This is a genomic window from Novosphingobium kunmingense (genome assembly GCF_002813245.1).
Taxonomy (GTDB): Bacteria; Pseudomonadota; Alphaproteobacteria; order Sphingomonadales; family Sphingomonadaceae; genus Novosphingobium; species Novosphingobium kunmingense.
Genome location: NZ_PHUF01000003.1, coordinates 1 through 24,693, shown reverse-complemented (window position 1 = coordinate 24,693; position 24,693 = coordinate 1). Strand labels below are relative to the sequence as shown.

The following is a 24,693-nucleotide window of genomic DNA, read 5'->3' as shown; positions in this document are numbered from 1 at the left end:
TTCCCAGGCACCACAACTCTCCCTCGAGCCGGTTGGGCGCCCGGTTCACGAGCATCACTCCACGGCAAGAACGGCCGCCCAGGCGGCTCGATCAGAGGGAAATGGCAGACGATCCTGTCAGTCGCCTGTCATCCCGTGACAGGTTTGTGAAAAACCGCTCAGTTCTGCGATCCAGACCAGGTTTCCATCAGCTTTTTGCGCTTTGCCGCATCGAGATAGACCAGCAGTCCGGGGCTGAGGGAAATCGGCTTTAGCGGGCCCACGGTCGACTCCGCGATGCCAAGGTGGCTGTACTGGTTCTCGATTTCGGGCCGGACGGAACTGAGGCTGCTGCGGCTGGTCAATATCCGCTGCCCGCGAATCGAAAGCAGATACTCCAGGAACAGATGAGCGGCTTTTGAGTGAGCCGCGTTGGCGGGTATGATGGCTGTCCGCGTCACGGCCAGAGTGTATTCGCCGGGATAGACGATCTCGATGTTCGGATCGCGGGCCTCGCGCGTGCGGGCATAGGAGCCGAGAATGTTGTAACCGACGATCAGGCGGCCACTTTCGACCTGGTCGAGAATCGCCGACGACGTTTGCGCGGTCACGATCCCGACATCGCGGAATGCCTCTGCCATCGAAGCAAAATCGCTGCTGTGCCGGGCGTCCTGCGACATGACGAAATAGCCGACGCTGCTCTGGCTGGGATCATAGGTCCCGATCCGGTTCTGCCAGAAATCCGGTTCGGACCGGATTGTGGCAACCAGTTGCTGGCGTGACCGGGGGATGGGTCGTCCGGCCAGCTCCTTGCGATTGATCACCATCACCAGCGGCTCGAAGCTGAAGCCGAAGGCCTCGTCGCGCCAGCGCGCCCAGCTGGGAAGGCTCTTCGCACTGGCCGAGATGTGCGGCTTGGCATAGCCATCGTTGGCCAGTTTGATCTGCAGGTCCATGGCCGAGCTCAGCAGCAGGTCGGCCGAAGGTTTGGCGGACGCCATTTCGTCGCGGAACCGCCGGTCCAGCTCGAACGCCTGAAGCTCGACATAGGCGATCCGGACGCCGGGATAGGCCTTGCTGAAATCCGCAACGACCGGTTCGAACGCCGCTTCGTCGGTGGTGCTGTAGATGACCAGCTGTCCGGTCGCGCCGGACAGGCTTTCCTCGCTCGTGGTCGGCTCGCACCCCAGAAGGGAAACGGCAAGTAGCAGGCCTAGGCAGGCGCGGCGAAGCATCAGGCGCCTTTCCCCGGCAGGGTGATCACGACGACAAGGCCGCCGCCGGGCCGCCCTTCAAGATTGACGTCGCCGTTGTGGCTCTCGACCGCCTGGCGGACAATTGCCAGGCCCAGGCCAGCGCCAGGCTGTCCGCTGTTGCCACGCGCAAAGCGTTCGAAGGCCTGGTCTCGATCGCTCGGCGGAATGCCGGGTCCGCGATCCATCACGGCGAGGCGGTATTCGCCGTTCGCTTCGGTCAGTTCGATCAGCACTTCCGAATGATCGCCGCGGCCATGGGTCAGGGCGTTCTGGATCAGGTTCTTGACGACTTCCCCCATCATCAGCCGGTCTCCGATCAAGGGAGCCGTGCGCAGGGACGTGGTAAAGCGCACGTCGCTGTCATCGGTCAACGGGACCGCTTCGCGCAGGCTCTGGCGGATCGTGGCGACGAGATCGAATTCCTTGAACACGCGGACTTCGGACCGATGCTGGATTGTCGCGTCACTGAGCATCTGGTTGACCAGCCGGGTCAGCTTCGCCGCGTTGCGGCTGACGGCCGCGAGGCTCGCGCGGACCTCTTCGACATCGCCGCCTTCGGCCAGCTGGGCCTGGGCCTGGATCGCTGCCAGCGGCGTGCGGATCTGGTGCGCCGCGTCGGCAATGAAGGTGCGCAGGGCGGCCACGTTCTCTCGCAGCCGGCGCATGAAGCCGTTGATCGCCTGCACCACCGGAACGACTTCGAGCGGCACCGCCGTTTCGACGGGGTTGAGGTCCTGGGGCTGCCGCTCGGCAAGTTCGGCGCCGAGCCGTCCGAGCGGCCGCAGCGCCCGGTCGATACCGATCCAGATGATCGCCACCGCGAAGATGCCGAGCAGGAGGATGGGTGCGAGCGAGCCGAATACGAGCTCTCGCGCCAGACCGTCGCGCGCGCGCCGGGTCTGCCCGACCTGGACGAACACAAAGCCCTTCATGCCCGGTTGCGCGATCAGCCGGCCAAGCGACACGAAACGGACCTGTTCGCCGCGATAAGGCGCATCGAAGAACTGGCCGGCATTTCCGACATCGACGCTGCCGCGGCGGGTCGCCGGAAGCTTCGGCAAATCGGAATAGCCGGTGATGGTGCGCTGATCGGGGCCGACCACCCGATAGAACACCCGGTCGTCGGGGGCTGCCGACAGCATGTCGAGAGACGCGAAGGGAATGTCGACGGCGACCTGGCCATCGGTGATCGAAATCGTCTCGGCAATCGACAGCGCAGAGCCGCTCAGCAGCCGGTCATAGGATTTATCGGCGGCAAGGCGGGCATAGGCCAGGGCGGCGAAGTAAAGCGCGACCATCGAGACAAGGAAGAAGGCGCCCAGCGTGCCGACCAGCCTGAGGCGCAGGGAGGTGGTCTGCGCGATCACGACCGGGGCGGTGCCTCGGCGACATAGCCCATGCTTCTGACCGTGCGAATGTTCAGCGCACCTTCCAGCTTGCGGCGCAGGCGGCCGATGTAGAGCTCGATCGCGTTCGGTCCGGCATCGTCGTCGAAATCGAACAGCTGCGACGCGATCTGGTCCTTGCTGAGTACGCGGCCGAGATTGCCGATAAGGATTTCGAGCAGGCGAAACTCCCGGTTGGGCAGGTTGATCTGCGTGTCGCCGATCCGCACCATCTTGGCGCTTCGATCGAAGATCAGATCGCCGATGACGGTCTGGTTTGACGCCAGTCCTTGCGACCGGCGCAGCAAGGCGCGGCAGCGCGCATCGAATTCGCGGAAATCGAACGGCTTTGAGAGGTAGTCGTCGGCGCCGACATCGAGCGCGTCGATCCGGTCCTCGATCGCGGAACGGGCGGTCAGCATCAGGACCGGGACCAGCGAGCCGCGCCGGCGCAGGCCCTTGAGGATCTCGAAGCCGTCCATGCCCGGCAGGCCAATGTCGAGCACGATGACCTCGTAGTCCTGGTACGAAAGAATGTCGTTGGCCGCTTCGCCATCGCTTTCCAGGTCGACCGCGTGGCCATCGCGGCGCAGGCGGCGCAGCAGCGCGTCTCCCAGATCCGGGTCATCCTCGACCACGAGTATGCGCATTTCACTCCCCTTGGCGAACCACCGTTGGCCCGCCCCAGATCTCGGCCGACAGCTTCCCGACAGCTTGCGCTCCTAACTTAGGCGCGGAAAGGCAGCCCGGGCAAGGCCGTTGCGGAACGCCAAGGGCGCCCAAGCGGGAAGAGGAAGTTTTGCATGACTGGCAGGTGTAGCCAAGGCAGCGTCGCACGTTTGATGAGCGCGTCGTGGCGGCCCGCGGGCGGGCTGCTGCTGGCCGCCATGGTGCTTGGCAACGCGTCGAGCGCCTCGGCGCAGACCCTGCCTGCGGACAGGATCGCGGAGCTGCGCCAGCAGCTCGAGGCGCTCAAGGCCGAACAGGCGGCGACCTCGGCGAAGATCGGCCAGATCGCGACCATCCTCGACCAGATCGAGGGCAAGCCCGCCAGCAGTCCGGCGCCGGCCGTTGCAGCCGCATCTCCGCCGGCGGCACCCGCTGCCGCTGCAAAGGCGGCAGCGCCATCGCGCCTCCAGCTCTCCGGCGACGTCCGGGTGCGTTACGAAACCAATCGCGGCGATGCCGACGGTCGGATACGCGATCGCGGCGTCGCCCGCGGACGCCTGCGCGCCGCCTATGCGATCGACAAGAACCTCTCGATCGGAGGCCAGCTCTCGACCGGCGATCCGGACGATCCCAACACCGCCGACATCACCTTGTCGAACTGGGACGATGATCTCCTCGTCAGCCTCGACCAGCTCTACATCAAGGGTGTCTTCGGCAACCTGACCCTGATCGCGGGCAAGATCCCGCAGCCGTTTCGCCGCACCGACCTGGTATGGGACGGCGACGTCAGCCCGCAAGGGCTATCCGCGGCCTATCGCCTGCCGTTTGCGGGTGGCGCCGCGCTCAGGGCGACAGGCCTGTATTTCCAGGTCGATGAAGCCGCCGGCGGTCCGGACAGCAGCATGATCGGCGGGCAACTGGAAATCGCTTCGCAGCCAGGGCCGACGCATTTCGAACTCGCCGCCGGCTATTACGACTATCGCCTGAATTCGCTGACCGGTGCCGATGCAGGCGACTGGCGCACCAACCGCCTGCTGGCGACCGGCAGGTACGCCTCCGACTTCAACATTCTCGACGTTGTCGGCTCGGCGACCTTCGGCATGCTGGGCGAGCGGTGGCCGATCCAGCTCATCGGCAATTACGCACACAACTTCGGCGCGCAGGTCGATGGCGACACCGCCTTCGGGGCCGACCTCTACCTGGGCCGGACGAGCAAGCCCCGCGACTGGCGGTTCGGCTATGGCTACGCGCAGGCCGAGGTCGATTCCGTGCTCGCCGCCTTCAGTCACGACAACCTCGACTTCGGGACCAACTACAGGCTCCACACGATAAGCCTGGACTACGTCCCGCGGACCAACATGCTGCTCAACCTGACATGGTATCACTACCAGCCGCTCGACGCGCGCTGGTCCGGCCTGCAGGACCCCAACGACTGGCTCGAGCGGGTCCGCATGAACTTCAGCGTCAACTTCTGACCGCCGTTCCATCGCGAGCGGGCCCCTTGACAGGGGGGCGACAGGCTTGCCCCCTATCGTCCGGCGCGCGACGGCATCGGATGCCTGAAAAACAGGCCTGTCGCGACGGGATGGGAGAAGCGACTTGGCAAAGGTGAACGTAGCGGACCAACCCGGTCCGAAAGCGGCGATCAGGCTCCACAACCAGCTTTACGTGCAGGTGTTGATCGCCATCGCGCTGGGCGTGACGGTGGGATACTTCTGGCCCGGCGCCGGCGAGGCGCTGAAGCCGCTGGGCGATGCGTTCATCAAGCTCGTCAAGATGGTGATCGCACCACTGATCTTCCTTACCATCGTGACGGGCATCGCCGGGATGGGCGAATTGCGTTCGGTGGGCCGCGTCGCATCCCGGGCCTTCATCTACTTCCTGTTCTTTTCCACGCTGGCGCTGATCATCGGGCTGATCGTGGCCAATGTCGTGCAGCCCGGCGCCGGTATGAACATCGATCCGGCGAGCCTCGATACAAAGGCCGTCGCCGATTACACCAGCAAGGCCCATGACCAGACCCTGATAGGCTTTCTCCTCAACGTCATTCCGGCAACGTTCGCGGGCGCGCTCGCCGGCGGCGAGATACTGCAAGTGTTGTTCGTGGCGATCCTGTTCGGCATTTCGCTTGCGCTGATCGGGGATCAGGCCACCCCGGTGCTGCGCGTTCTCGAATCCGCCGCCGCAGCCTTCTTCCGTCTCGTCGCGATCCTGATGCGGACGGCGCCGATCGGGGCGTTCGGCGCCATGGCCTTCACCATCGGAAAATACGGGCTGTCGAGCCTCGCCAACCTCGCCTCGCTGCTTGTCACGTTCTACGTCACGTCCGCGCTGTTCATCGTGGTCGTGCTCGGCGCGGTGTCGGCGCTGAACGGTTTCTCGATCTTCCGCCTGATTTCCTACCTGAAGGCGGAACTGCTGCTTGTCCTCGGCACGTCCTCGTCGGAAGCCGCGCTGCCCAGCCTCATGCAGAAGATGGAGCGGGCCGGCTGTCCCAAGGCGGTCGTCGGGCTGGTCGTGCCGACCGGCTACTCGTTCAACCTGGATGGAACCAACATCTACATGACACTGGCCGCGCTGTTCATCGCCCAGGCGACGGGCGTCGACCTGTCTCTGGGCGACCAGCTGCTGTTGCTGGCGGTTGCGATGCTCAGCTCCAAGGGTGCCGCCGGCGTCACCGGCGCCGGCTTCATTACCCTGGCCGCGACCCTGTCGGTCGTTCCCAGCGTTCCCGTCGCCGGCATGGCGCTGATCCTGGGCATCGACCGCTTCATGAGCGAATGCCGCTCGATCACCAACTTCATCGGCAACGCCGTCGCAACCGTTGTCGTCTCCCGCTGGGAAGGCCGCCTCGATCGCGATGCGCTGGCCTCTGCGCTGTCCGGGCCCGAAAGCGCGCTCGCTGCTGCGCCGAAGGAATACGACGAAGACTAGCGACAGGCAGATGACAGCGTCGCGGATTAAGAATCACGACGCACCAAACGGGAAGCCGCCTCGACGCCGCTCCCTTGCAACCGAGAGAGGACTTGACTGTGAAGCGCATCATCCTGAGTTCCATTGCAGCCATTGCGGCCATCGGGTCTGCCACCGCCGCCATCGCCAACACCGCCCCCCCGGCGGAGATTCCCCGCGCCGCATCCACCCCGACGACGCCCAAGAACTGGGTCGGGCCGACCGGCAAGATCCTGGCCCAGGCCCTTGTCGACCAGGTCGCCGCGAGCCACCCCGAACTGGTCAGCATCACGGTCCATGCCGTTCCTGCCGGCCTGACGGACTACACCATGATCGCCGGAACCTTTCCCGACCGCATCGGCAACGTCTCGTCGCCGGGCGACGTCATCACCGCCAAGAAGGGCGTGACCCAGGTCGAATCGAAGTGGGGCACCCCCGATTTCGGCAAGAAGGTCTCGATCCTCGTTCCGCTCAAGGACACCAGCGGCAAGTACCTGCCGGTGACCATGGTTCTGGCATTCAAGCAGTCGCCCACAAGCGGACTGATCGACCTGGACTTCATGCATCCCGCGGTCCGCATCCGTGATTCGCTCGCCCCCATGATCGCCAGCACCGAAGCGCTCTTCGCACCGGTTCGCTGATCGGGTGTCCGGTCCGGCCGTCGCCGGACCGGACCGCCATGGGGAGTTCGAATGGACGCGAAATTTCGCCAGGCGGCGCTCGACTACCATCAATATCCCACCCCCGGCAAAGTGCGGCAGTCGTCATCGAAGCCGATGCGCAACGCCCACGACCTCGCGCTCGCCTATTCGCCCGGTGTGGCCGTGGCCTGCGAGGCGATTGCATCGGATCCCGACAGCGCCAGGCATTTCACCGGGCGCTCCAACCTGGTGGCCGTCATTTCCAACGGGACGGCGGTCCTCGGCCTGGGAAACATCGGCCCGCTGGCTTCCAAACCCGTCATGGAAGGCAAAGCCGCACTGTTCCGGCATTTTGCCGGTATCGACGCATTCGATCTCGAAATTGATGCAAGTACACCCGAACGGTTCATCGAAGTGGTTGCCGCCCTCGAGCCTACGTTCGGCGGCATCAACCTTGAAGACATCAGGGCGCCGGAATGCTTCGTCATCGAGGACGAGCTGCGCAGGCGCATGGCGATCCCGGTGTTCCACGACGACCAGCATGGCACCGCGATCGTTTGTGCGGCAGCGGTAACCAATGCGCTGCTGCTGCAAGCCAAGGAGCTGTCGCAAGTCAGGCTCGTGACCTCGGGCGCCGGTGCAGCGGCCCTTGCCTGCGTCGATCTGCTGGTCACCATGGGCCTGCCGGCGGCGAACGTCACCCTGACCGACATCGACGGCGTCATCACGCGCGATCGAACGGGCATGGGAGCCAACATGGCCCGCTATGCCAGGGCGGGACCGGCATGCAGGCTGGACGAGGTCATCGCCGGCGCCGACATCTTTCTGGGCCTGTCGGCGCCAGGAGTGCTGCGCGCAGAGCTCCTGCCCCTACTGGCCGATCGACCTCTGATCCTGGCGCTGGCCAATCCCGAACCCGAGATCCGGCCCGAGGTCGTGCGAGCGGTCAGGCCCGATGCGATCGTGGCGACCGGGCGGTCCGACTACCCCAACCAGGTCAACAACCTGCTCTGCTTTCCGTTCATCTTCCGCGGGGCGCTCGATATCGGCGCGACCGAGATCAACGCGGCGATGAAAATCGCGGCAGTGCGCGCCCTCGCCGCCCTGGCGCGCGAAGGCGGGCCTTGTCCGTTCTCGTCGGACTACATCATTCCGGACCCGTTCGATCCGCGCCTGATCGGAGCGATCAGTCCCGCAGTCGCCACGGCGGCGATGGCCAGCGGCGTCGCCACGCGTCCGATCGCCGATCTCGATGGATACCGCGACGTCCTTGCGGCGATCGCTCAGCCCTGATCCGCTGCCGGTGCCGCGTCGAGCAAGTCCTCGATGAACAAGGCGACAAGCATGGCCTGGCTCGATACCCCGGCCTTGGCATAGATCTGGCTCAGCTGCGAACGCACCGTCCCGAGCGCCGCACCGCGCAGGCGCGCGATCTCTGCAACGTCGCAGCCCTTCAGCGCGAAGAGGGCAACATCGCCTTCGCCTGGCGTCAGCTTCCAGTCGCGGAAACGGACGCTCACGTGGTCCATCAGCGCGCCCTTCGCGCGGTCAAGGTTGCGCTTCTGCCACTGCAGGTCGCGGTGCAGGCGAACGATGAACACCGTGCTGATCACGACCCCCGCGAGCAGTGCCAGCGCGATCACCAGTTCGGTGAGGCCCACCGATCCCGACGCCGAAGCGGGAACGGCTGCCTGATCCTCGAATCCATCGATAAGGAAGAACACCGCCCCAACGACCTGAAGGACCATCACGGCAAGCGCGAACACGATGCGGCGATCGGGGTTGTGGGATGAGGAGGCCATGGCATTCCCGCTTAGGCGGCCGCAAAGGCCCCGATTGAGCGCCTGCTTATAGCCATCTCCTGCTCGCCGGCATAGCTGCCTAGTCCTTCCGCAACGCTATGGCAGGTCAAAAATGAGAAACTATTCAACACGGGACATCGTCGATGTCGCCATCAAGGTGCCGGCCGTCACCATCGGCTTCTGGGCGATAAAGATCCTCGCAACGACATTCGGCGAGACCGCCGGTGACAGCGTTTCGATGTCCTGGCTCGGCGAAACTACGGCCAATGCCGCAACCTCGTTCTGGCAGAACGGATATCTCATCGGCACCGCCATCTTCGGAACCGCCCTGGCCGTGCTGATGGCACTTCAGATCCGCGCCCGCCAATTCAACCCCTGGCTCTACTGGGCGACGATCATCGCTTCGACCACCGCTGGCACCACCATGGCGGACTTCGCCACGCGCGCGCTCGGCATCGGCTATCCGGGCGGATCGATCCTGCTGCTGTCGATGGTGCTCGTGTCGCTTTGGGTCTGGCACCGGGCGCTGGGCACGATCTCGATCGATTCGGTCCATGAGCCACGCGCCGAACTCTATTACTGGATCACCATCACCTTCTCGCAGACGCTAGGGACGGCGCTGGGCGACTGGATAGCCGACGGGCCGCTGGGCTATCTGGGTTCGGCCGCGATCTTCGGGTCGCTGCTCGCCCTGCTCGTGATCGCCTACTATCGCACTTCGATCAGCCGCGTCGCGCTGTTCTGGTCAGCCTTCATTCTCACCCGCCCGCTGGGCGCCGTGGTGGGCGATTTCCTCGACAAGCCGGTGGCCAAGGGCGGCCTCGAACTGAGCCGGACCGGCGCCTCGCTGGTCCTCGCCGTGGCCATCGCCGGCCTGATCCTCATCGTCCACCGTCGCACCCGCGCGCTCGCCACCGCCTGAAAGTTGCACCGATGAAAAGCAACAAGATCACATCGTCCATTCTGGCCGGCACCGCCCTGCTGTGCTGGCCGGCGGCCGCCTCGGCGGGTCCGCCGTTCATGACGGACGATCCCGAACCGACCGAAACGGGCCATTGGGAAATCTACGGCCCGCTCGTCGAAGGTGATGGCCTGGGCGGCGATTACCAGGGGTCCGCCGGAGCCGAGATCAACTACGGCCTTGCGCCGCGCGTCCAGTTGACCGTCGGGCTGCCCGTCGCCTTTGCCCATGATCCTTCAGGCATCCAATGGGGCGCGGGCGACGTGGCGGTCTCCGTCAAATACCAGTTCTACAAGAACGAGGACGCAGGCCTGTCGGTTGCCGTGTTCCCCGGAATGACCCTTCCCACCGCCAGCAACGGCCATGGCGCCGGCAAGGTCACCGGGCTGCTCCCCGTCTGGATCCAGAAAGATTCCGGTCCCTGGTCGGTCTTCGGCGGCGGCGGCTACGCGATCAATCCGGGCACCGGGAACAAGAACTACTGGACCGGCGGGATTGCCGTGGCGCGACAGGTCACCAAGCGGTTGCTGTTCGGTCTTGAGGCCGACAGGCAAGGGGCGGACGCCGTGGGCGGACGGGGCAGCACCAGCCTTGGCGCGGGGACGATCTTCCAGGCGACAGACCGCTTCAGATTGCTGCTGTCCGGTGGCCCGACCTTCGAGGATGGCAGGAAACAGGCCGGCTGGCACACGTTCGCCGCGCTGGGGATCGATATCTAGCCACCGCGCCTGGCAGACCGGGTCCGGTCAGGAAGCCAGCAGCGCGTTGACCTTGGCGATGTCGTCCGGGTTGTTCACTTCCCATATCCCGCCCTGGGGGCGTTGCACCTCGACGAGATGGACCGGGATCGCTGCTTCGACATAGCGCAACTGTTCGAGACCTTCGGCCCGTTCGAGAGGCGACGGGGGCATGGCGGCATAGGCGGCAAGGGACTCGGGCCGATAGGCGTAGACGCCGAGATGCAGCTTGAGCGGGAAGTCGGGCGAGGCGCCGAAGGGAATCGCGCGTTTGCTGAAATAGGCGGCGGTGCCATCGTGCCGGGCAACCACGCAGGTTCCGCCGACGCGGCCTTCGTTCTGCTCCGCCTCGATCCAGCCCATCATCGTTGGATCGCAGGTGACGAAGGGCGTCGCCACGGCGACCGTCGGATCGCTCATCCGCTGGAGCAGGGCGGCAACATGCGCGGTCGGGACCAGCGGACTGTCGCCCTGGAGATTGACGATCACGTCGGCGCGATCGCTAAGAGCTGCGAACGCGGCGGCGCAACGTTCGGTGCCGTTGCGCAAGGTGGGATCCGTCATCACCCAGCGCGCGCCGAAGCGGTCGGCGGCATCGGCGATGCGCGCGTCGTCGGTGGCGACGACGACCTGCCCTTCGTCGACGGCCGCCACTGCGGCGCGCCAGGTCCATTCGATCAGCGGGCGCGAGACGCCGTCCCGCGCCGTAAGCGCAGCCAGCGGCTTTCCGGGAAAGCGGACCGAGGCGAAGCGCGCCGGGATGATGACAAGGGGCTGCACGGTACCGGCCCGTTATGCCTCAATCGATGCTGACGCGCAGCAGGTCCTGCAGATCGACGAGGCCGACGGCAGCGCCGGTGACCGGATCGACCACGAAGATCGCCGAGATGCGATGCGCACGCGCCAGGTCCAGGGCGTGATCGGCCGTTTCGTGGGGCGCCAGAGTGACGGGCCGGTCGTTCATGAGGCCACGTGCGTCGAGCGTGCCGATCTCGCCGAGATGTCGGCGCAGGTCGCCATCGGAGACGACCCCGATCAGCCGCTCGCTCGCCGGGTCGATCACGCCGGCAATGCCAAAGCCCTTGCTGGTGATCTCGTCGACCACGACGGCGCCGGGCGCATCGGCCGCAACCAGCGGCATCCGCCCGCCGGCGTGCATCAACAGGCGAACCGGGCGCAGCTTCTGCCCGATCCGTCCGCCGGGATGGAGCACGGCAACGTCGCTGTCCGAAAAGCGGTTGCGGTTGGCGACCAGCGCCGCCAGGGCATCGCCCAGCGCCAGCGTCGCCACGGTCGAAGCCATCGGCACTGCCGCGATGGGCCCGCCTTCGTGCCCGGTCGGCAGGGCAAGGACATAGTCGGCCTGCTGCGCCAGGCTCGATTCGAGCCGGGCGGTCAGCGCCACCGAGAGGATCTGCGCCTCGCGCGCGTAATGCAGCATCGGCAGCACGATCCGCGTCTCGCCCGATACCGAGATCGCCACCAGCACATCGCCGGTGCACATCTTGCCCAGATCGCCGTGGGCCGCATCCGCGGCGTGGAGGAACAGCGCCGGCTTGCCCAGCGAAGCAAATGTTGCGGCAAGCTTGCGCGCGGCGATGCCCGACTTGCCCATGCCGGTAAAGACGATCCGTCCGCGGCATTCGGCAAGGTGCCGCGCCACGATCAGGAGTTCCGGGCCGAGCGAATCGCGCAGGCCGACAAGCGCCGTGATCGCATGATCGACCACGCGAATGGCAGGTGCCAGATCGCCCTGATCGGGCCGGCCGGCATAGGAAATCATGCGGTCGCGCCCGCGCTTGCTAGTCATCAGCACTCCGGCCAGATCGGTTTAGCGCTGTGCCCCAAGGACTTGCTCCCTTTGCGCCATGGCGACCGGCCTAACGGAAACTCCTTAATTCTTCAATTACTACAGTTTACAGCATGGGCATGGGGGATCATTGGTGCGCGATGGGATGCAAGGGCAGCACAGGTTTGACCGATCGATGCTGGTGATCGCCGGGCCCTGTGTGATCGAGGGCGAAAGCCACGCCCTGGCGGTGGCGGAGCGGCTGGCCGACATCGCGGAGCGGCTGGGTTTGCGGCTGATCTACAAGTCGTCGTTCGACAAGGCCAACCGCACGTCGGCGGCATCGCCGCGCGGGCCGGGCCTCGATGAAGGGCTTGCGATCCTCGACAAGGTGCGCCGCGAAACCGGGCTCCCGGTCCTGACCGACATTCACGAAAGCACGCAGGCCGTGCCTGTCGCCGAAGTGGTCGACGTGCTGCAGATTCCGGCCTTCCTCGCCCGCCAGACCGACCTCATCCAGACGGCGGTGGCGACCGGGCGGACGGTCAATGTCAAGAAGGGCCAGTTCATGGCGCCCGAGGACATGGCCCATGTCGTCGCCAAGGCGCAGGCTGTTCTGCCCGCCGGCGCCAACGTGGGCGAGCGGCTGTGGCTGTGCGAGCGCGGCACGAGCTTCGGCTATCGCGATCTTGTCGTCGACATGCGCGGCCTCGAGGTGATGCGCGACTTCGGCTGCCCGGTTATCTTCGATGCCGGCCATTCGGCGCAGCAGCCGGCCGCCGCCGGACATGCCTCGGGCGGGCGGCGCGACCTGATCCCGGCACTGGCCCGCGCGGCGGTTGCGGTCGGCGTGGACGGCCTGTTCCTCGAAACCCATCCCGATCCCGGCCAGGCCCATTCCGATGCGGCCACGGCGTGGCCGCTCGACCGGTTCGAGGCGCTGATGACCGGGCTTATCGCGCTCGACCGGGCGAGCCGCGACGCCCGCACGGCGGTCTTGAGTTGATCCCGGCACACCGCCATGCGCCAGCGCCATTTCCTGTTCCTGCAAGGCCTGCCCGGCCCGGCGTTCCGGCGCATCGCACGGCGCGTCGAACTGCGCGGGCACGCCACCTCGCGGGTCAATTTCAACGGGGGCGACTGGGCCGACTGGCACTTCGCCGGAACGAACTATCGCGGCCGTGCGCAGCACTTCGCCGACTGGCTCGCCGCCCATGCCAGGGCGAGCGGCGTGACCGACATCGTCCTCCTCGGCGAGCGTCGACCGCTGCACCTTCAGGCCATCGCGGCGGCGCAACGGCTGGCGATAGATGTCCATGTCTTCGAAGAAGGCTACCTGCGGCCCAACAGCGTCGCGATCGAACGGTGGCGTGGTGGCGAGCCGTGGCAGGCGCCCCTATCGCTCGCCGATTGCGCTCGCCGCGCCCCGCGCCGCGCCATGATCGAAGCGGGGATCGAGAACCGGTTCGTTCACCGCTGGCGCGAGGCCGTCGCATACTGGACCTTCGCCACCATGCTCTGGCCGTGGTTTCCGCGCTACCGCAGCCACCGGGTGCAGTCGGCCTGGCACGAGATGACGGCGTGGATCCGTCGCTACGTGCGCGGCCCGGCCGAACGCAGGGACAGCGCCCGGGATCTCGCCGCGCTGGGCGAAGCACCGTTCTTCCTGTTTCCCCTCCAGCTCGACGGCGATGCCCAGCTTGTCCACCGCTCGCCCTTCGCTTCGATGGAGGTCGCGGCCGGGCAGGTGCTGGCCAGCTTCGCCGCCCACGCGCCCGTCGGCACACGGCTGGTGATCAAGCGGCATCCCTTCGATCCCGATCCGCGCCGCTGGCGTCGCCGGCTGGCGCGGCTGGCTGCAGCCCATGGGCTGACCGAACGGGTGCACTACGTCGAACATGCCGATCTCGAGCGGCTGATCGAGCGGTGCCAGGGGGTCGTCACGGTCAACAGCACGGTCGGCGGGCTGGCCCTGCGCCGCGGCCGTCCGGTGCACGCCATCGGCAGGGCTCTCTACGCCATGCCGGGGCTGGCCAGCGCAGGCCCGCCGGATGCATTCTGGGCCGCGCCGCCGCCGGTCGCGGCGGAAGACTATGCCACCTTCGCCGCGGCGCTGTGGCAGGAATGCCTGGTCAACGCCGGTTTCCACGGGCGCGACGCGCTGGCCCGGCTCGAAACCGAGGCCGCCCAGCGGCTCTGCGAGGAGTGACATGGTCCGCGGCATAACTCTCGATCTCAGCCGGCTACTGTGGCGTGCGCGGTTTCCCACGCCGAGCGGGATCGATCGGGTCGAGCGCGCCTATGCACGGCATTTGCTGGCCCAGGACCGCCGCCGCGTCACCTTTGTAGTGCGGATGGGCTATCTTGGCGCGCGGGTCATCCCGCCGCCCGCACTGGACCGCTTTCTGACCGCGATGGAAGCCTGTTGGGCCGCGCCCGGCGGCGACGGCGGAGCGGGCGCGATCGCCGCGCTGATGTCGCGGACCAGCAGGGCGCCGCGCGGCAACGGCGACATCGCGCTGATCCCTTCGCACCAGAACTGGCACCGCCGGCCGTGGCTCGAGGAGCGGCGCGGTCCGGGTGGCCGGCTGGTCCTGTTCCTCCACGACACGATACCCAGCGACTATCCCGAATACGCCCGCACCGGCGGCGCCGCGCGGCACGAGGAGCGGCTGCGCAACGGCCTTGCCGTGGCCGACGCCTTCATCGTCAATTCCGCTGCGACCCGCGACGCGCTCCACGCCTTCAGCGGCGGAAAGGGCCTGTGCCAGGTGGCGCCGATCGGGCTCGACCCGCTGCCGGCGCCGCGGAATGTCGCGCTCCCCGCCGATCCCTACTTCGTCACCCTGGGCACGATCGAGCCGCGCAAGAACCATCTGCTGCTGCTCCACGCCTGGCGGCGCATGGCCGACACGCTGGGCGATGCCGCGCCGCGCCTTGTCGTGATCGGGCGGCGTGGCTGGGAGAACGAAAACATCGTCGACCTGCTCGAACGCGGGCGCGGCCTGAGGCCACTGGTGATCGAGCACAACACGCTCGACGATGCGGCCCTGGCAGCGCTGGTGCGCGGGGCGCGGGCGCTGCTGATGCCGAGCTTCGCCGAAGGCTTCGGCATGCCGGTCAACGAGGCGCTGGCCTGCGGCACGCCGGTCATCGCCAGCGACCTTGCAGTATACCGCGAAACCGCGGGCGAGGTTCCGCTCTATCTCGATCCGCTTGACGGCCCGGCGTGGATCAAGGCAGTCCTCGACTATGCCGCGCCGCAATCGGCGGCGCGCGCGGCCCAACTGGCGCGGCTGACCGCCTGGTCTGCGCCGCGCTGGGAGGATCATTTCGCGCAGGTGGACGATTTGCTGGAGCGTCTCGACTGATGGGGCAGCGCACGACAGGCACCCGCGCCGCGGCGGCGATCCAGTCCGACGTGATCGGTGCGCTGGTGCTGCGCGAGCTGCACACCCGCTTCGGGCGCGAGAACATCGGGTATCTGTGGCTGTTCGCCGAACCGCTGCTGCTGGCGGTCGCGGTTGCCGCGCTACACGCGCAGCAACACCTGCCGCTGGCGGGCGGCGTGCGTTCGATCCCCTTCGCCTTTTCGGGCTATGCGCTGTTCATCCTGTTCCGCTCGACCGTGTCGCGCGCCGAAACCCTGCTCGAGGCGAACCGTCCGCTGCTCAACCACCGCCGCGTCACGATCTTCGACATGCTGGCCGCGCGCGCCGTGCTGGAATTGTGCAGCACCGTCCTCGTGCTTTCGCTGCTGCTGTTCATGGCCTGGGTCGCGGGCTTCGCCGATGCGCCCGCCGATCCGCTGCTGGTGCTGGCCGCGACCGGGCTGATGGGCTGGTTTTCCTTCGCCTGTTCGATGATCGTCACCGCCCTGGCCCACGAAAGCCCGGTGTCGGGCCGGCTTGTCCACCCGCTGCTCTACCTTTCGATGCCGCTCTCGGGCGCCTTCTTCGCCATGGTCTGGCTGCCCGAACCGCTGCGTGCCGTGCTGCAATGGGTGCCGACCGTGCCGGTGTTCGAATTGCTGCGGGTCGGCCTGTTCGAAGGCTACGACGACCGCTGGGCCGGTCTTGGCTATCCCGTTGCGGTGTGCGGATTTTTGACCCTTGTCGGTCTTGCGGGGTTGAGGATGCTGCGCCCGCGGGTAGAACTGAGCTGACGCCATGACCGACACCAACCGCTCCGCACTCGACCACCCGTGCCTGCCCTATGGCACCGACCTTGGCGACGAGGGCGATAAAAGCCCCGCGCAGCCGGTCTTCACCGCGCCGGAGCCGCCACGCTACGACGCGCCCGAAGCGGCGCTTCCGCGAAGCCGCCGCGGCCTCGCCTTCGTCGTGCTGGTCGTGGTTCCGTCGCTTCTGACCCTGCTGTGGCTGCTCCTGTTTGCCAGCCCGCAATACCAGTCGCGCACCGAATACGTCATCCGCGGGATCGAGGCAGAGCGCCCGGCGCCCGGCGCGCTGGCCGAGCTGATCGCCGGACCCCAGGCGGGCGGCAACGCCGCGCGCGAGGCCGAGGTGATCAAGGACTTCCTCCTGTCCCCCGATGCAATCGCGGCGCTGAAGGCGCGGGGGATCGACGTGGTCAGGCTCTACAACCGCGCCGATGCCGACATCCTGTCGCGGCTCCGCTTTGCCGAACCCCGGGCGGAAACCCTGCTCGACTACTACCGCGGCAAGGTCGACGTCGATTACGACAAGGACAAGGGCGTGACCACGCTGGCAGTGCGCGCCTTCGCGCCCGCCGACGCGCAGAAACTGGCCCAGGCGCTATTGGTTCTGGGCGAAGGCCAGGTCAACGCCTTCAACACCCGTGCAGTCGATGCCGGAATCGCGCTGGCGCAGAAGGACATGGACGCCGCGCAAGCCGATCTGCTGGCGATCCAGACGGCGCTGACCAGGTTCCGCGACGTGTCCGGCGCGCTCGATCCGGCGCGCCAGGTCGAAGGCGAAAGCGCGCAATTGCTGGCGCTGCAGGGCCAGCTGGCGCGCGAGAAGGCCAGCCTCGCCTCGATGCGCGGTTTCCTCGCCCCCTCGGCCCCGCAAGTCGAGGTGCAGGCCAGCCGCGTCGCCGCGCTCGAAGCGCAGGTCGGCGCGTTGCGCAGCGGCACCACCGGGCCGAGCACGGACGCGGCCCAGCGGCTGAACGCCTTCGAACAGCTCAAGCTGCGGCAGGACTTTGCCGCCAAGCGCTATGAATCGGCACGCGCCGCGCTCGACAGCGCGCGCGCGCAGGCGGACAAGCAGCGGCTGTTCTTCGTCTCAGTGGTCAAGCCGGGCCTGCCCGAAAAGCCGGTTCGGCCGCGCCCCTGGCGCACCGCTTTCGCCCTGTTCGTCGGCCTGTCGGTGGCATTTGCGATCGGCTGGCTGATCCTTGCCGGGATTCGCGAACACCAGGCGGACTAGTAACCGGGGCCGAAGTGGTCGGCGATCGCCGCCTCGATATTGGCAAAGGGAATGAACCGGTGGCCGCGCACCACGGCGCCGGCATCGCAGTACAGCCGCAGCGTCGCCGGATCGTGGCTGATCATGACCAGCGTCCCGTTGCGGCGGCGTTCGAGCAGCGCTTCGTGGCAGCGTTCGCGAAAGCGCGCGTCGCCCGCAGCCGTGATCTCGTCCACCAGGTAGCAGTCGAAGTGGACCGCAAGGCTGGCGGCAAAGGCCAGTCGCGCCATCATCCCGGCTGAATAGGTGCGGATCGGCATGGCGAGGTACGATCCCAGTTCGGCGAAATCGTCGACGAAGGCCAGCGTCTCGGCAATCGGCTTGCCATAGATCCGCGCGATGAAGCGCACGTTGTCGGCCCCGGTCAGGCTGGCCTGAAAGGCGCTGGCATAACCGATCGGCCAGGAAACGCTCATGTCGCGGCGGATGGTCCCGCTGCTGGGCTGCTCGACCCCGGCGATCAACCGCATCAGCGTGGACTTGCCCGCGCCGTTGTGCCCGCAGATGCCGAGCGCCTCGCCCCGGCGCAGCGTCAGGTTGACGTCGCTGAGGATCGTGCGCCGGCCGGTGCGGGTGCGGTAATTTTTCGACACACGATCAAGAACGATCATCCTCAAGGCTTTAGCATGGCATGATCGCTTGCCAAGCCGGGCCCTTATCGTCCAACCACGCGCGACTGGAACAGGGTGCAGGGAGCGACCTAGGCGCGTGGCCGACCGGCAGCGGATCATGATCGACGGCTTCAACCTGGCGTTGCCGCGCGGCACCGGGGTGGCGACCTATGGCTATAACCTGGCGCTGGCGGCGCAGGGCCTGGGGCTCAAAGTCGACGGCCTCTATGGTCTGCGCGCACCCTACTGGCCCAAGCTGCGCGAAGTCGTGTTCTACGAAGCCCTTGGCGGCGAAGCGGCAACCGGGGTCAAGCGCTGGCAGTTCAAGGGCCTGCGCGAACTGTCGCTGCTGGCCCGCCCCAAGCTGGCGCGCGAATTGCCCTCGCCGGGCGCGGGCACGGTCATCGCCGACCAGTTCAGCTACCGCCTGCCCGCCTTCGACCGGCTGTTCACCTCGCCCGACCTGTTCGAGATGGCCCACCGCCACTTCAAGCGATACGGCCTGTTCATGCACGTGCGGGTGCCCAATCCGCCCGCGATCATGCACTGGACCTATCCGCTGCCGATCAAGCTGCTGGGCGCCAAGAACATCTATACGCTGCACGATCTCGTGCCGCTGCGCCTCCCCTTTGCCAGCCTCGACAACAAGCGGCTGTACTACAAGCTGATGCGCGCCTGCGTCAGCAAGGGCGATCATATCTGCACCGTGTCCGAGGCAAGCCTCAACGATATCGTCGCGGCCTTCCCCGGAGCGGCCAGGAAGATCACCAACACCTACCAGGCGGTGCGCTTGTCGAAGACCGTGCTTGCCACCACCGAGGAAGAGGTCGAGGCCAGCGTGCGCTCGATCTTCAACCTGCCGCACAAGGGCTATTTCCTGTTCTTCGGCGCGGTTGAGCCCAAGAAGAACGTCGCCCGCCTGATCGAGGCCTATCTATCGCTGTCGACCAGCACCCCGCTGGTCATCGTCGGCACCCGCGCCTGGGGGAGCGAGGTCGAACTGCGCCTGCTCCAGAAAGACGAGATCCAGCCGCTGAAGGCAACGTTCAAGAACGTGCGGCGGATCGACTACCTGCCGCGCAATCTGCTGATGCGACTGGTGCGCGGGGCCAAGGCGGTGGCTTTCCCATCGCTCTATGAAGGCTTCGGCCTGCCCGCGCTTGAAGCAATGATGCTCGGCACGCCGGTCCTGACCAGCACCTCGTCATCCCTCCCCGAAGTGGTTGGCAATGCTGCGTTAAAAGTCGATCCCTACGATGTGCCGGCAATCGCAGAGGCGCTGCGCGCGCTTGACGGCGATGCCGCGCTGCGCGCAAATCTGGGCGAGGCAGGAAAGGCGAGGGCGCAGACGTTTTCGATGGACAGCTACCAGCAGGCCTTGCAGGCGATGTACGACCGGGTGCTGGCGCGATGACCCGCGTACTGGCCCTTGCGGTCCTTGCGGTGCTGTCGGGCTGCGCTTCGCTGCCCACCTCCGGGCCGACCGCGAACCAGGTTGTCTCGGGCCTCCAGCCCGGCGAGGTGGAAGTGATCGCCATCACCCCGTCGACTCCTTCTGGCGAAGCCGCCGATGCCGAGGCGCTGGCCGGCTGGACAATCCCCGACGGATCGGGTGCGAACGACCGCGTGACACCGGGCGACCGGTTGATGATCACCGTCTACGAGGTGGGCTATTCGCTGTTCGGCAACGCCGGGTCCGCCACCGACACGGCCGGCGCCCTGCCCAGCGGAACCACGCGCACCTTTCCCACGCTGGTCGTGCCCGACAGCGGCCAGATCAGATTCCCCTATGCCGGGACGATCTATGTCAACGGTCTGTCGAGCGACGCCGTGGCCCGCGCGATCGAACAGAAGCTGCGCGGCAAGAGCCAGTACCTGCAGGTCATGGCGGTCACCGAACCGGGTCCGGGCCGCTCCGCGCTGATCGGCGGCGACGTGGCCAAGCCCGGCCGCGTCACCCTGACGTCCGACCGCGAACGCCTGCTCGATCTGGTCGCACTGGCGGGCGGACCGACCGCGCGCAAGGCGGACACCGTGGTGCGCCTTGCCCGCGGCCGTTTCATCAGCGAGGCGCGGCTCGACGCGATCGGCCCCAACGGCGGGGAAAACGTCGTCGTGGCGCCGGGCGACCGGATCGAGCTTCTACGCAGCCCCCGCACCCTTACCGTGCTGGGCGCCGCGCAGAAGGTGTCCGAAGTGCCCTTCGACGGCTCGACCATGACGCTGAGCGAGGCCATCGCCCGGACCGGCGGGCCGCTCGACGAGCGCGCCGATGCGCGCGGCGTGTTCATCTTCCGCTATGAACGCCGCGAACGCGACGGCCAGACGGTGCGCCAGCCAGTCATCTACCGGCTCGACCTGATGGATCCCGCGGCCTATTTCGCCGCGCAGCAGTTCGCGATGCGGCCGAAGGACGTCATGCTCATCGCCAACGCGCGGACCAACCAGATCGAAAAGTTCCTGCGGCTGGTCAGCGCGCTGTCGGGACCGGTGGTGACCGGCGTCGTCCTGACGCAGTGAGCGCTTCGGCCGCGGCAATCGGCTGCCTGTGCGGAATTGCGCCGTGGAAGCGGCGGCGGCTGCAGGCAATCTTCGCCGATCCGGCCCCGCCGCCCCACGCCAGCCACGCGGTCGCTGCCGTGCGCCGGGCCAGGGACGCCGGCGGTGCTGTGGCGGCATGGGAATCGCGCCGACCTGCCGATCTCGAATCCCTGGCCCGTGCCGCAGGGGTGCCCGTCTGGTCGATCGAGGATGGCTTCATCCGTTCCGCCGGCCTTGGCGCGGCGCTTGTCCAGCCCTGCTCGATCGCGCTCGACCGCCAGCGGCCGCACTACGACGGCACCGGACCCAGCGACCTCGAGGACATGCTGGCGCAGCGCCGCTTCACGACTGGCGAACTCGATCGCGCCGCAGCCCTGATCGATCGGCTGAGCAAGGGCGGGGTCACGAAGTACAACCTTGCCGGAAAGGAGCCTGAACTGCCGCCGGGCCGCCGCATCGTCCTGGTGCTCGGCCAGGTCGACGACGACCTGTCGGTGCTGCGCGGCGGGGCGGGGCTGACCGTGGCCGCGATGGTCGCCCGCGTTCGCGCCGAAGAACCCGACGCCGTCCTGGTCTTCAAGCCGCACCCCGATGTGGTCGCAGGCCTGCGCCAAGGGCTGCGCTGCCCGGCCGAGGCCGACCTCGTGCTGGAAGAGGCGAGCCTGACGGCGCTCTATGCGCGCGCCGATGCCGTCCACGTCCTGACCTCGCTCGGCGGCTTCGAGGCCTTGCTCAGGGGTTGCGCGGTGCACGTCCACGGCCAGCCGTTCTTCGCCGGCTGGGGCCTTACCCAGGACCGCAACCCGCCTGCGCGGCGGACGCGGCGCCTGAACCTGCCCGAACTGGTGGCAGGCGCGCTGATCGCCTATCCGCTCTACTACCATCCGGGACTTGAGCGGCGCTGCACGGCAGAGGAACTGCTCGACTGGATCGACGCGCAGCAACCCGGACGCCTGCCATCCCCTTGGCGCAGCCACGCCGCCTCGGCTCTGCGGCGACTGGGCGCCGCCTTGCGCAAGTGAGGGGCATGGGCCATGCACCCGGGTTCAGGATTTTGAGGGAGTTGCCGTTTCGATGAGCCAGGCCATGCACCAGATCTACGACATCTGGCGGATCCTCGACCGGCCGAGCGACGAGGCCGAGGCCGAGATCCGGGCCCTGACCCAGGTCGCCTACGTCGGCAACCAGGAAGCGCTGTGCCGGGTGCTGGGGCGCTACAAGATGTACGTCGATACCCGCGACATCGGCATCGCCAGCCACCTGATGCTCGAAGGGTTCTGGGAACTGTGGGTCACCAAGGCGATGATGCGCAGCGTGCGCCGCGGCAGCGTGGTGGCCGATATCGGCGCCAACCAGGGCTATTTCACCCTGTTGCTGGCCGATCTGACCGGCGCCGAAGGGCGCGTCCTGTCCTTCGAGCCCAACCCGGACATGGCCCGCCTGGTGCGCAAGAGCGTGGAGGTGAACGGCTTTTCCGGCTTCGTCGATTTCCACGAGATCGGCCTTGGCGCCACGGCCGGACGGGCGGTGATGGATGCCAGCACCCACCAGCCCGGCGGCGGGCGCACCGTCACGGCGCGCAAGGGCGACATCGTGATCAAGCGGCTCGACCGGATCGCCCACGCGCGCAACCTCGAATTCCTCAAGATGGACGTCGAAGGGTTCGAACCGATGGTCTGGCAGGGCATGACCCAGGTCCTCGCCCGGCAGAAACGGATGACCGTGTTCATGGAGTTCACCGTCGGACGACTGCGGGACCCCGCCGGTTTCCTGGACGAGATCCTCAGGCACGGCTTCTCGCTCGAGATCGTCCGCGCGCGCGAAGGGATCGTCCCGATCAGCCGCGAGGAGCTTCTGAACGGACCGCAATGGGTCGATCACATGCTGGTGTTCCGGCGCCAATCGACGCCCCTGCGGAAGCGGGCGAGAGGGTAAGCCTGTCAGCTGATTTTTGCCATTGCCAACAGGCAGTTGCACGCCCATCGTGAGCCAAAGGTCGGCTCCAGCCCGACTCGCGGGCCGCATCTACGCAACACAGGCTTCCCCGGGGGAGATGCGCAGTGGCACTCGAGTCGGAAATACAGACCGTCGAACTGACCGGCAACATCTACATCGACAGCCTGCTCTACGACTACGGCTACCAGCCGGGCACGGTGATCACCTATGTCTTCCAGAGCCAGGACGGCGATCCATCCGCGAACGGAGGTTCGCTGTGGTCGTCGAACGGGCGGCGCGCGGGCTTCAATCAGGCGCTGCAGACGTGGTCGGCGGTCGCCAACATCATCTTCCAGGAATCCCCGGTCGCCTACGACGGCACCGGCGACGCCTCGATCTACGACTGGGTCGAGACGATGGACACCCTCGTTACGACCGACATCGCTCTCCACGACCTGCCCAGCGCCGGAACGATAACCGGCACCTACAACCTTGATACGGGCTATTTCGTAAGCGGCAGCACCTCCAAGGGCGGGATCGGATACGCCACCTTCGTCCACGAGATCGGACACGGCCTGGGCCTGTTGCACCCCTTCAACGACCCGGGCGATCCGGTAGGCGATCCGGCCTTCCCCGGCGTTACCGCCGAGTACGACTACGGCGACAACGATCTCAACCAGGGCGTGTTTACCGCGATGTCCTATCTGGGCGGCTATTGGCAGGTAGGCCTTTCGCCCAGCGCGTCGTTCGGCTGGGAAATGGGGCCCGGCGCCTTCGATATCGCGGCGGCCCAGCACATCTATGGGGCCAACATGGCCACCGCGTCCGGGGCGAGCAGCTACACCCTGCCAGGGGTCAACGCGGCCGGCACCGGCTGGCTGTGCCTGTGGGATGCGGGCGGCACCGACACGATCACCGCGGGGTCGAGCGGGCTCGACGCGATCATCGACCTGCGCGCTGCGACGCTCATCAATGCGCCCGGGGGGGGCGGCTTCGTCTCGCGGATCACCGGCGTGCTGGGTGGCTTCACCATCGCCAGCGGCGTGACGATCGAGAACGCGACCGGCGGCAGCGGGGACGACTGGTTCCACGGCAACGCCGCCAACAACGTCATCACCGGCGGCGCGGGCTTCGACACAATCGACTATTCGGGCGTCACCGCCGCACTGACCATCAACCTGGCCGCCGGCACCGCGACAGGCGACGGAGCCGATACGCTGAACGGCATCGAGAACGCGCGTGGCGGCTCGGGCAACGACACGCTGACCGCCATTGCCGGCATCAACGTGGTGCGCGATGCACTCGACCTGACCAAGCCTGGGGGCGTCGCAGCCACCCAGCAGACGGCGATCGACCTCGATTACCGCTTCTCCGCCCATGCCGGCGATCCCGCAGTCCAGGCCGGGGCCGGCCAATCGACCGTTACCATCCACGGGACCAACACCGGTGGTGGAGACTGGTACAGTTTCTACCTCGCCAGCACCGGCTCGATCCTGATCGACATCGACAACACCTTCGCGATCGATTCGATCGTCACAGTCTTTGCCGAAAACGGCGTCATTCTCGGATCGAACGACGATTCGATTTCGCAGTTCGCGCTCGATGGCGGTTCGGCCAACGATTACGACAGCTATCTGTCGCTGGCCAGCGTGCCCGGCGGCCAGCGCATCTTCGTGCGTGTCACCACATTTGGCGGTGATCCCGGAACCTACGATCTCAACGTTTCGGCGGCGACCACGCGCACCGCGTCGGGAACGGTCCTCGTCGGCTCGATGCTCGACGGTGGTGCCGGCAACGATACCCTCGTCGGCGGTGCCGGTCTCGATACGCTGATCGGCGGCACCGGCGATGACAGTTTCGTCATCAACCAGCAGGGCGACGTGGTCGTCGAAGGTGACGGCGAGGGCACCGACACGGTGACCGCGAGCGGCAACTTCTACCTCTACGCCAATATCGAGAACCTGGTGCAGGCCGCCGGTGCG

22 protein-coding genes and 1 pseudogene are annotated in these 24,693 nt (G+C 66.9%); 16 read left to right on the top strand and 7 right to left on the bottom strand.

Annotated features, from left to right (window positions below; genetic code table 11):
* Positions 1-158: 158 nt before the first annotated feature.
* Genes B0I00_RS06220 through B0I00_RS06210 form a run of 3 tightly spaced genes read right to left on the bottom strand, consistent with a single transcriptional unit; the run spans position 159 to position 3,270 of the window.
* Positions 159-1,214 (bottom strand): ABC transporter substrate-binding protein, encoded by a 1,056-nt coding sequence (locus tag B0I00_RS06220; protein WP_100866545.1) that lies wholly within the window; start codon positions 1,212-1,214, stop codon positions 159-161.
* Positions 1,214-2,602: a sensor histidine kinase gene (locus B0I00_RS06215; RefSeq protein ID WP_100866544.1), complete on the bottom strand. Its 1,389-nt coding sequence runs from the start codon at positions 2,600-2,602 to the stop codon at positions 1,214-1,216. Before B0I00_RS06215 ends, B0I00_RS06220 begins: the two co-directional genes overlap by 1 nt.
* Positions 2,599-3,270, bottom strand: coding sequence for a response regulator transcription factor (locus tag B0I00_RS06210; protein ID WP_100866543.1), 672 nt, complete (start codon positions 3,268-3,270; stop codon positions 2,599-2,601). Before B0I00_RS06210 ends, B0I00_RS06215 begins: the two co-directional genes overlap by 4 nt.
* A 192-nt stretch (positions 3,271-3,462) precedes the next feature.
* Between B0I00_RS06210 and B0I00_RS06205 the strand changes: the two genes are divergently transcribed.
* From B0I00_RS06205 to B0I00_RS06190, 4 genes and pseudogenes are all read left to right on the top strand, one after another.
* The gene (locus B0I00_RS06205) at positions 3,463-4,764 is read left to right on the top strand and encodes a putative porin (RefSeq protein ID WP_157812481.1); all 1,302 of its coding nucleotides are present in this window, start codon (positions 3,463-3,465) and stop codon (positions 4,762-4,764) included.
* 133 nt (positions 4,765-4,897) lie between these two features.
* Positions 4,898-6,223 (top strand): dicarboxylate/amino acid:cation symporter, encoded by a 1,326-nt coding sequence (locus tag B0I00_RS06200; protein ID WP_232730178.1) that lies wholly within the window; start codon positions 4,898-4,900, stop codon positions 6,221-6,223.
* A gap of 98 nt (positions 6,224-6,321) precedes the next feature.
* Positions 6,322-6,882, top strand: coding sequence for a hypothetical protein (locus B0I00_RS06195; RefSeq protein WP_100866540.1), 561 nt, complete (start codon positions 6,322-6,324; stop codon positions 6,880-6,882).
* A 51-nt stretch (positions 6,883-6,933) separates the two neighbouring features.
* A pseudogene (locus B0I00_RS06190) lies at positions 6,934-8,145 on the top strand (malic enzyme-like NAD(P)-binding protein); the annotation flags it as partial.
* Positions 8,146-8,165: 20 nt separating this feature from the next.
* Here B0I00_RS06190 and B0I00_RS06185 read toward each other — a convergent pair.
* A complete protein-coding gene (locus tag B0I00_RS06185) occupies positions 8,166-8,684 on the bottom strand; it encodes a helix-turn-helix transcriptional regulator (RefSeq protein WP_100866538.1) in 519 nt (172 codons plus the stop codon).
* A 112-nt stretch (positions 8,685-8,796) separates the two neighbouring features.
* Between B0I00_RS06185 and B0I00_RS06180 the strand changes: the two genes are divergently transcribed.
* Positions 8,797-9,606 carry a COG4705 family protein gene (locus B0I00_RS06180; protein ID WP_100866537.1) on the top strand — a complete coding sequence of 270 codons (810 nt, stop codon included), beginning with the start codon at positions 8,797-8,799 and terminating at the stop codon, positions 9,604-9,606.
* Between the two features lie 11 nt (positions 9,607-9,617).
* The gene (locus tag B0I00_RS06175; RefSeq protein ID WP_100866536.1) at positions 9,618-10,364 is read left to right on the top strand and encodes a transporter; all 747 of its coding nucleotides are present in this window, start codon (positions 9,618-9,620) and stop codon (positions 10,362-10,364) included.
* Positions 10,365-10,391: 27 nt separating this feature from the next.
* Here B0I00_RS06175 and B0I00_RS06170 read toward each other — a convergent pair whose 3' ends face one another.
* Positions 10,392-11,162: a 3-deoxy-manno-octulosonate cytidylyltransferase gene (locus B0I00_RS06170; protein ID WP_100866535.1), complete on the bottom strand. Its 771-nt coding sequence runs from the start codon at positions 11,160-11,162 to the stop codon at positions 10,392-10,394.
* A gap of 19 nt (positions 11,163-11,181) precedes the next feature.
* Positions 11,182-12,192 carry an SIS domain-containing protein gene (locus tag B0I00_RS06165; protein ID WP_100866534.1) on the bottom strand — a complete coding sequence of 337 codons (1,011 nt, stop codon included), beginning with the start codon at positions 12,190-12,192 and terminating at the stop codon, positions 11,182-11,184.
* 145 nt (positions 12,193-12,337) lie between these two features.
* On the opposite strand from B0I00_RS06165, the gene kdsA reads away from it, so the two are divergent.
* From kdsA to B0I00_RS06140, 5 genes are read left to right on the top strand one after another with little or no spacing between them, the layout of a single operon-like run.
* Positions 12,338-13,177, top strand: coding sequence for a 3-deoxy-8-phosphooctulonate synthase (kdsA, locus tag B0I00_RS06160; protein WP_100867121.1), 840 nt, complete (start codon positions 12,338-12,340; stop codon positions 13,175-13,177).
* 15 nt (positions 13,178-13,192) lie between these two features.
* Positions 13,193-14,380, top strand: a complete 1,188-nt coding sequence (locus tag B0I00_RS06155) for a capsular polysaccharide export protein, LipB/KpsS family (RefSeq protein ID WP_100866533.1) — start codon at positions 13,193-13,195, stop codon at positions 14,378-14,380.
* A gap of 1 nt (position 14,381) precedes the next feature.
* Entirely contained in the window at positions 14,382-15,542 is a 1,161-nt protein-coding gene (locus B0I00_RS06150; RefSeq protein WP_157812480.1) for a glycosyltransferase family 4 protein, read from the top strand.
* Complete coding sequence (locus B0I00_RS06145; RefSeq protein ID WP_100866531.1) at positions 15,542-16,336, top strand: ABC transporter permease; 795 nt, start codon at positions 15,542-15,544, stop codon at positions 16,334-16,336. Before B0I00_RS06150 ends, B0I00_RS06145 begins: the two co-directional genes overlap by 1 nt.
* Before the next feature lie 4 nt (positions 16,337-16,340).
* Complete coding sequence (locus tag B0I00_RS06140) at positions 16,341-17,585, top strand: capsule biosynthesis protein (RefSeq protein WP_100866530.1); 1,245 nt, start codon at positions 16,341-16,343, stop codon at positions 17,583-17,585.
* Here B0I00_RS06140 and B0I00_RS06135 read toward each other — a convergent pair.
* A complete protein-coding gene (locus tag B0I00_RS06135) occupies positions 17,582-18,235 on the bottom strand; it encodes an ABC transporter ATP-binding protein (RefSeq protein WP_100866529.1) in 654 nt (217 codons plus the stop codon). The two genes, B0I00_RS06140 and B0I00_RS06135, sit on opposite strands and share 4 nt — an antisense overlap.
* 97 nt (positions 18,236-18,332) lie before the next feature.
* Here B0I00_RS06135 and B0I00_RS06130 point away from each other — a divergent pair, with 97 nt between their 5' ends.
* From B0I00_RS06130 to B0I00_RS06110, 5 genes are all read left to right on the top strand, one after another.
* Positions 18,333-19,649, top strand: a complete 1,317-nt coding sequence (locus B0I00_RS06130; RefSeq protein ID WP_232730144.1) for a glycosyltransferase family 4 protein — start codon at positions 18,333-18,335, stop codon at positions 19,647-19,649.
* Positions 19,646-20,755, top strand: a complete 1,110-nt coding sequence (locus tag B0I00_RS06125) for a polysaccharide biosynthesis/export family protein (RefSeq protein ID WP_100866528.1) — start codon at positions 19,646-19,648, stop codon at positions 20,753-20,755. The genes B0I00_RS06130 and B0I00_RS06125 overlap by 4 nt, the downstream gene beginning before the upstream one ends.
* Positions 20,752-21,798, top strand: a complete 1,047-nt coding sequence (locus tag B0I00_RS06120; RefSeq protein WP_100866527.1) for a capsular polysaccharide export protein, LipB/KpsS family — start codon at positions 20,752-20,754, stop codon at positions 21,796-21,798. Before B0I00_RS06125 ends, B0I00_RS06120 begins: the two co-directional genes overlap by 4 nt.
* Before the next feature lie 52 nt (positions 21,799-21,850).
* The gene (locus B0I00_RS06115; RefSeq protein ID WP_100866526.1) at positions 21,851-22,711 is read left to right on the top strand and encodes an FkbM family methyltransferase; all 861 of its coding nucleotides are present in this window, start codon (positions 21,851-21,853) and stop codon (positions 22,709-22,711) included.
* Positions 22,712-22,836: 125 nt separating this feature from the next.
* The coding region (locus B0I00_RS06110) for a M10 family metallopeptidase C-terminal domain-containing protein (RefSeq protein ID WP_100866525.1) at positions 22,837-24,693 on the top strand (1,857 nt) is incomplete at its 3' end.

What these genes read in the sequence shown, in the direction of transcription:
- B0I00_RS06220 (WP_100866545.1), bottom strand. Translation starts at nt 1,214, where the DNA reads ATGCTTCGCCGCGCCTGCCTAGGCCTGCTACTTGCCGTTTCCCTTCTG.
- B0I00_RS06210 (WP_100866543.1), bottom strand. Translation starts at nt 3,270, where the DNA reads ATGCGCATACTCGTGGTCGAGGATGACCCGGATCTGGGAGACGCGCTG.
- B0I00_RS06205 (WP_157812481.1), top strand. Translation starts at nt 3,463, where the DNA reads ATGAGCGCGTCGTGGCGGCCCGCGGGCGGGCTGCTGCTGGCCGCCATG.
- B0I00_RS06185 (WP_100866538.1), bottom strand. Translation starts at nt 8,684, where the DNA reads ATGGCCTCCTCATCCCACAACCCCGATCGCCGCATCGTGTTCGCGCTT.
- B0I00_RS06180 (WP_100866537.1), top strand. Translation starts at nt 8,797, where the DNA reads ATGAGAAACTATTCAACACGGGACATCGTCGATGTCGCCATCAAGGTG.
- B0I00_RS06175 (WP_100866536.1), top strand. Translation starts at nt 9,618, where the DNA reads ATGAAAAGCAACAAGATCACATCGTCCATTCTGGCCGGCACCGCCCTG.
- B0I00_RS06165 (WP_100866534.1), bottom strand. Translation starts at nt 12,192, where the DNA reads ATGACTAGCAAGCGCGGGCGCGACCGCATGATTTCCTATGCCGGCCGG.
- kdsA (WP_100867121.1), top strand. Translation starts at nt 12,338, where the DNA reads ATGCAAGGGCAGCACAGGTTTGACCGATCGATGCTGGTGATCGCCGGG.
- B0I00_RS06155 (WP_100866533.1), top strand. Translation starts at nt 13,193, where the DNA reads ATGCGCCAGCGCCATTTCCTGTTCCTGCAAGGCCTGCCCGGCCCGGCG.
- B0I00_RS06150 (WP_157812480.1), top strand. Translation starts at nt 14,382, where the DNA reads ATGGTCCGCGGCATAACTCTCGATCTCAGCCGGCTACTGTGGCGTGCG.
- B0I00_RS06145 (WP_100866531.1), top strand. Translation starts at nt 15,542, where the DNA reads ATGGGGCAGCGCACGACAGGCACCCGCGCCGCGGCGGCGATCCAGTCC.
- B0I00_RS06140 (WP_100866530.1), top strand. Translation starts at nt 16,341, where the DNA reads ATGACCGACACCAACCGCTCCGCACTCGACCACCCGTGCCTGCCCTAT.
- B0I00_RS06135 (WP_100866529.1), bottom strand. Translation starts at nt 18,235, where the DNA reads ATGATCGTTCTTGATCGTGTGTCGAAAAATTACCGCACCCGCACCGGC.
- B0I00_RS06125 (WP_100866528.1), top strand. Translation starts at nt 19,646, where the DNA reads ATGACCCGCGTACTGGCCCTTGCGGTCCTTGCGGTGCTGTCGGGCTGC.
- B0I00_RS06115 (WP_100866526.1), top strand. Translation starts at nt 21,851, where the DNA reads ATGAGCCAGGCCATGCACCAGATCTACGACATCTGGCGGATCCTCGAC.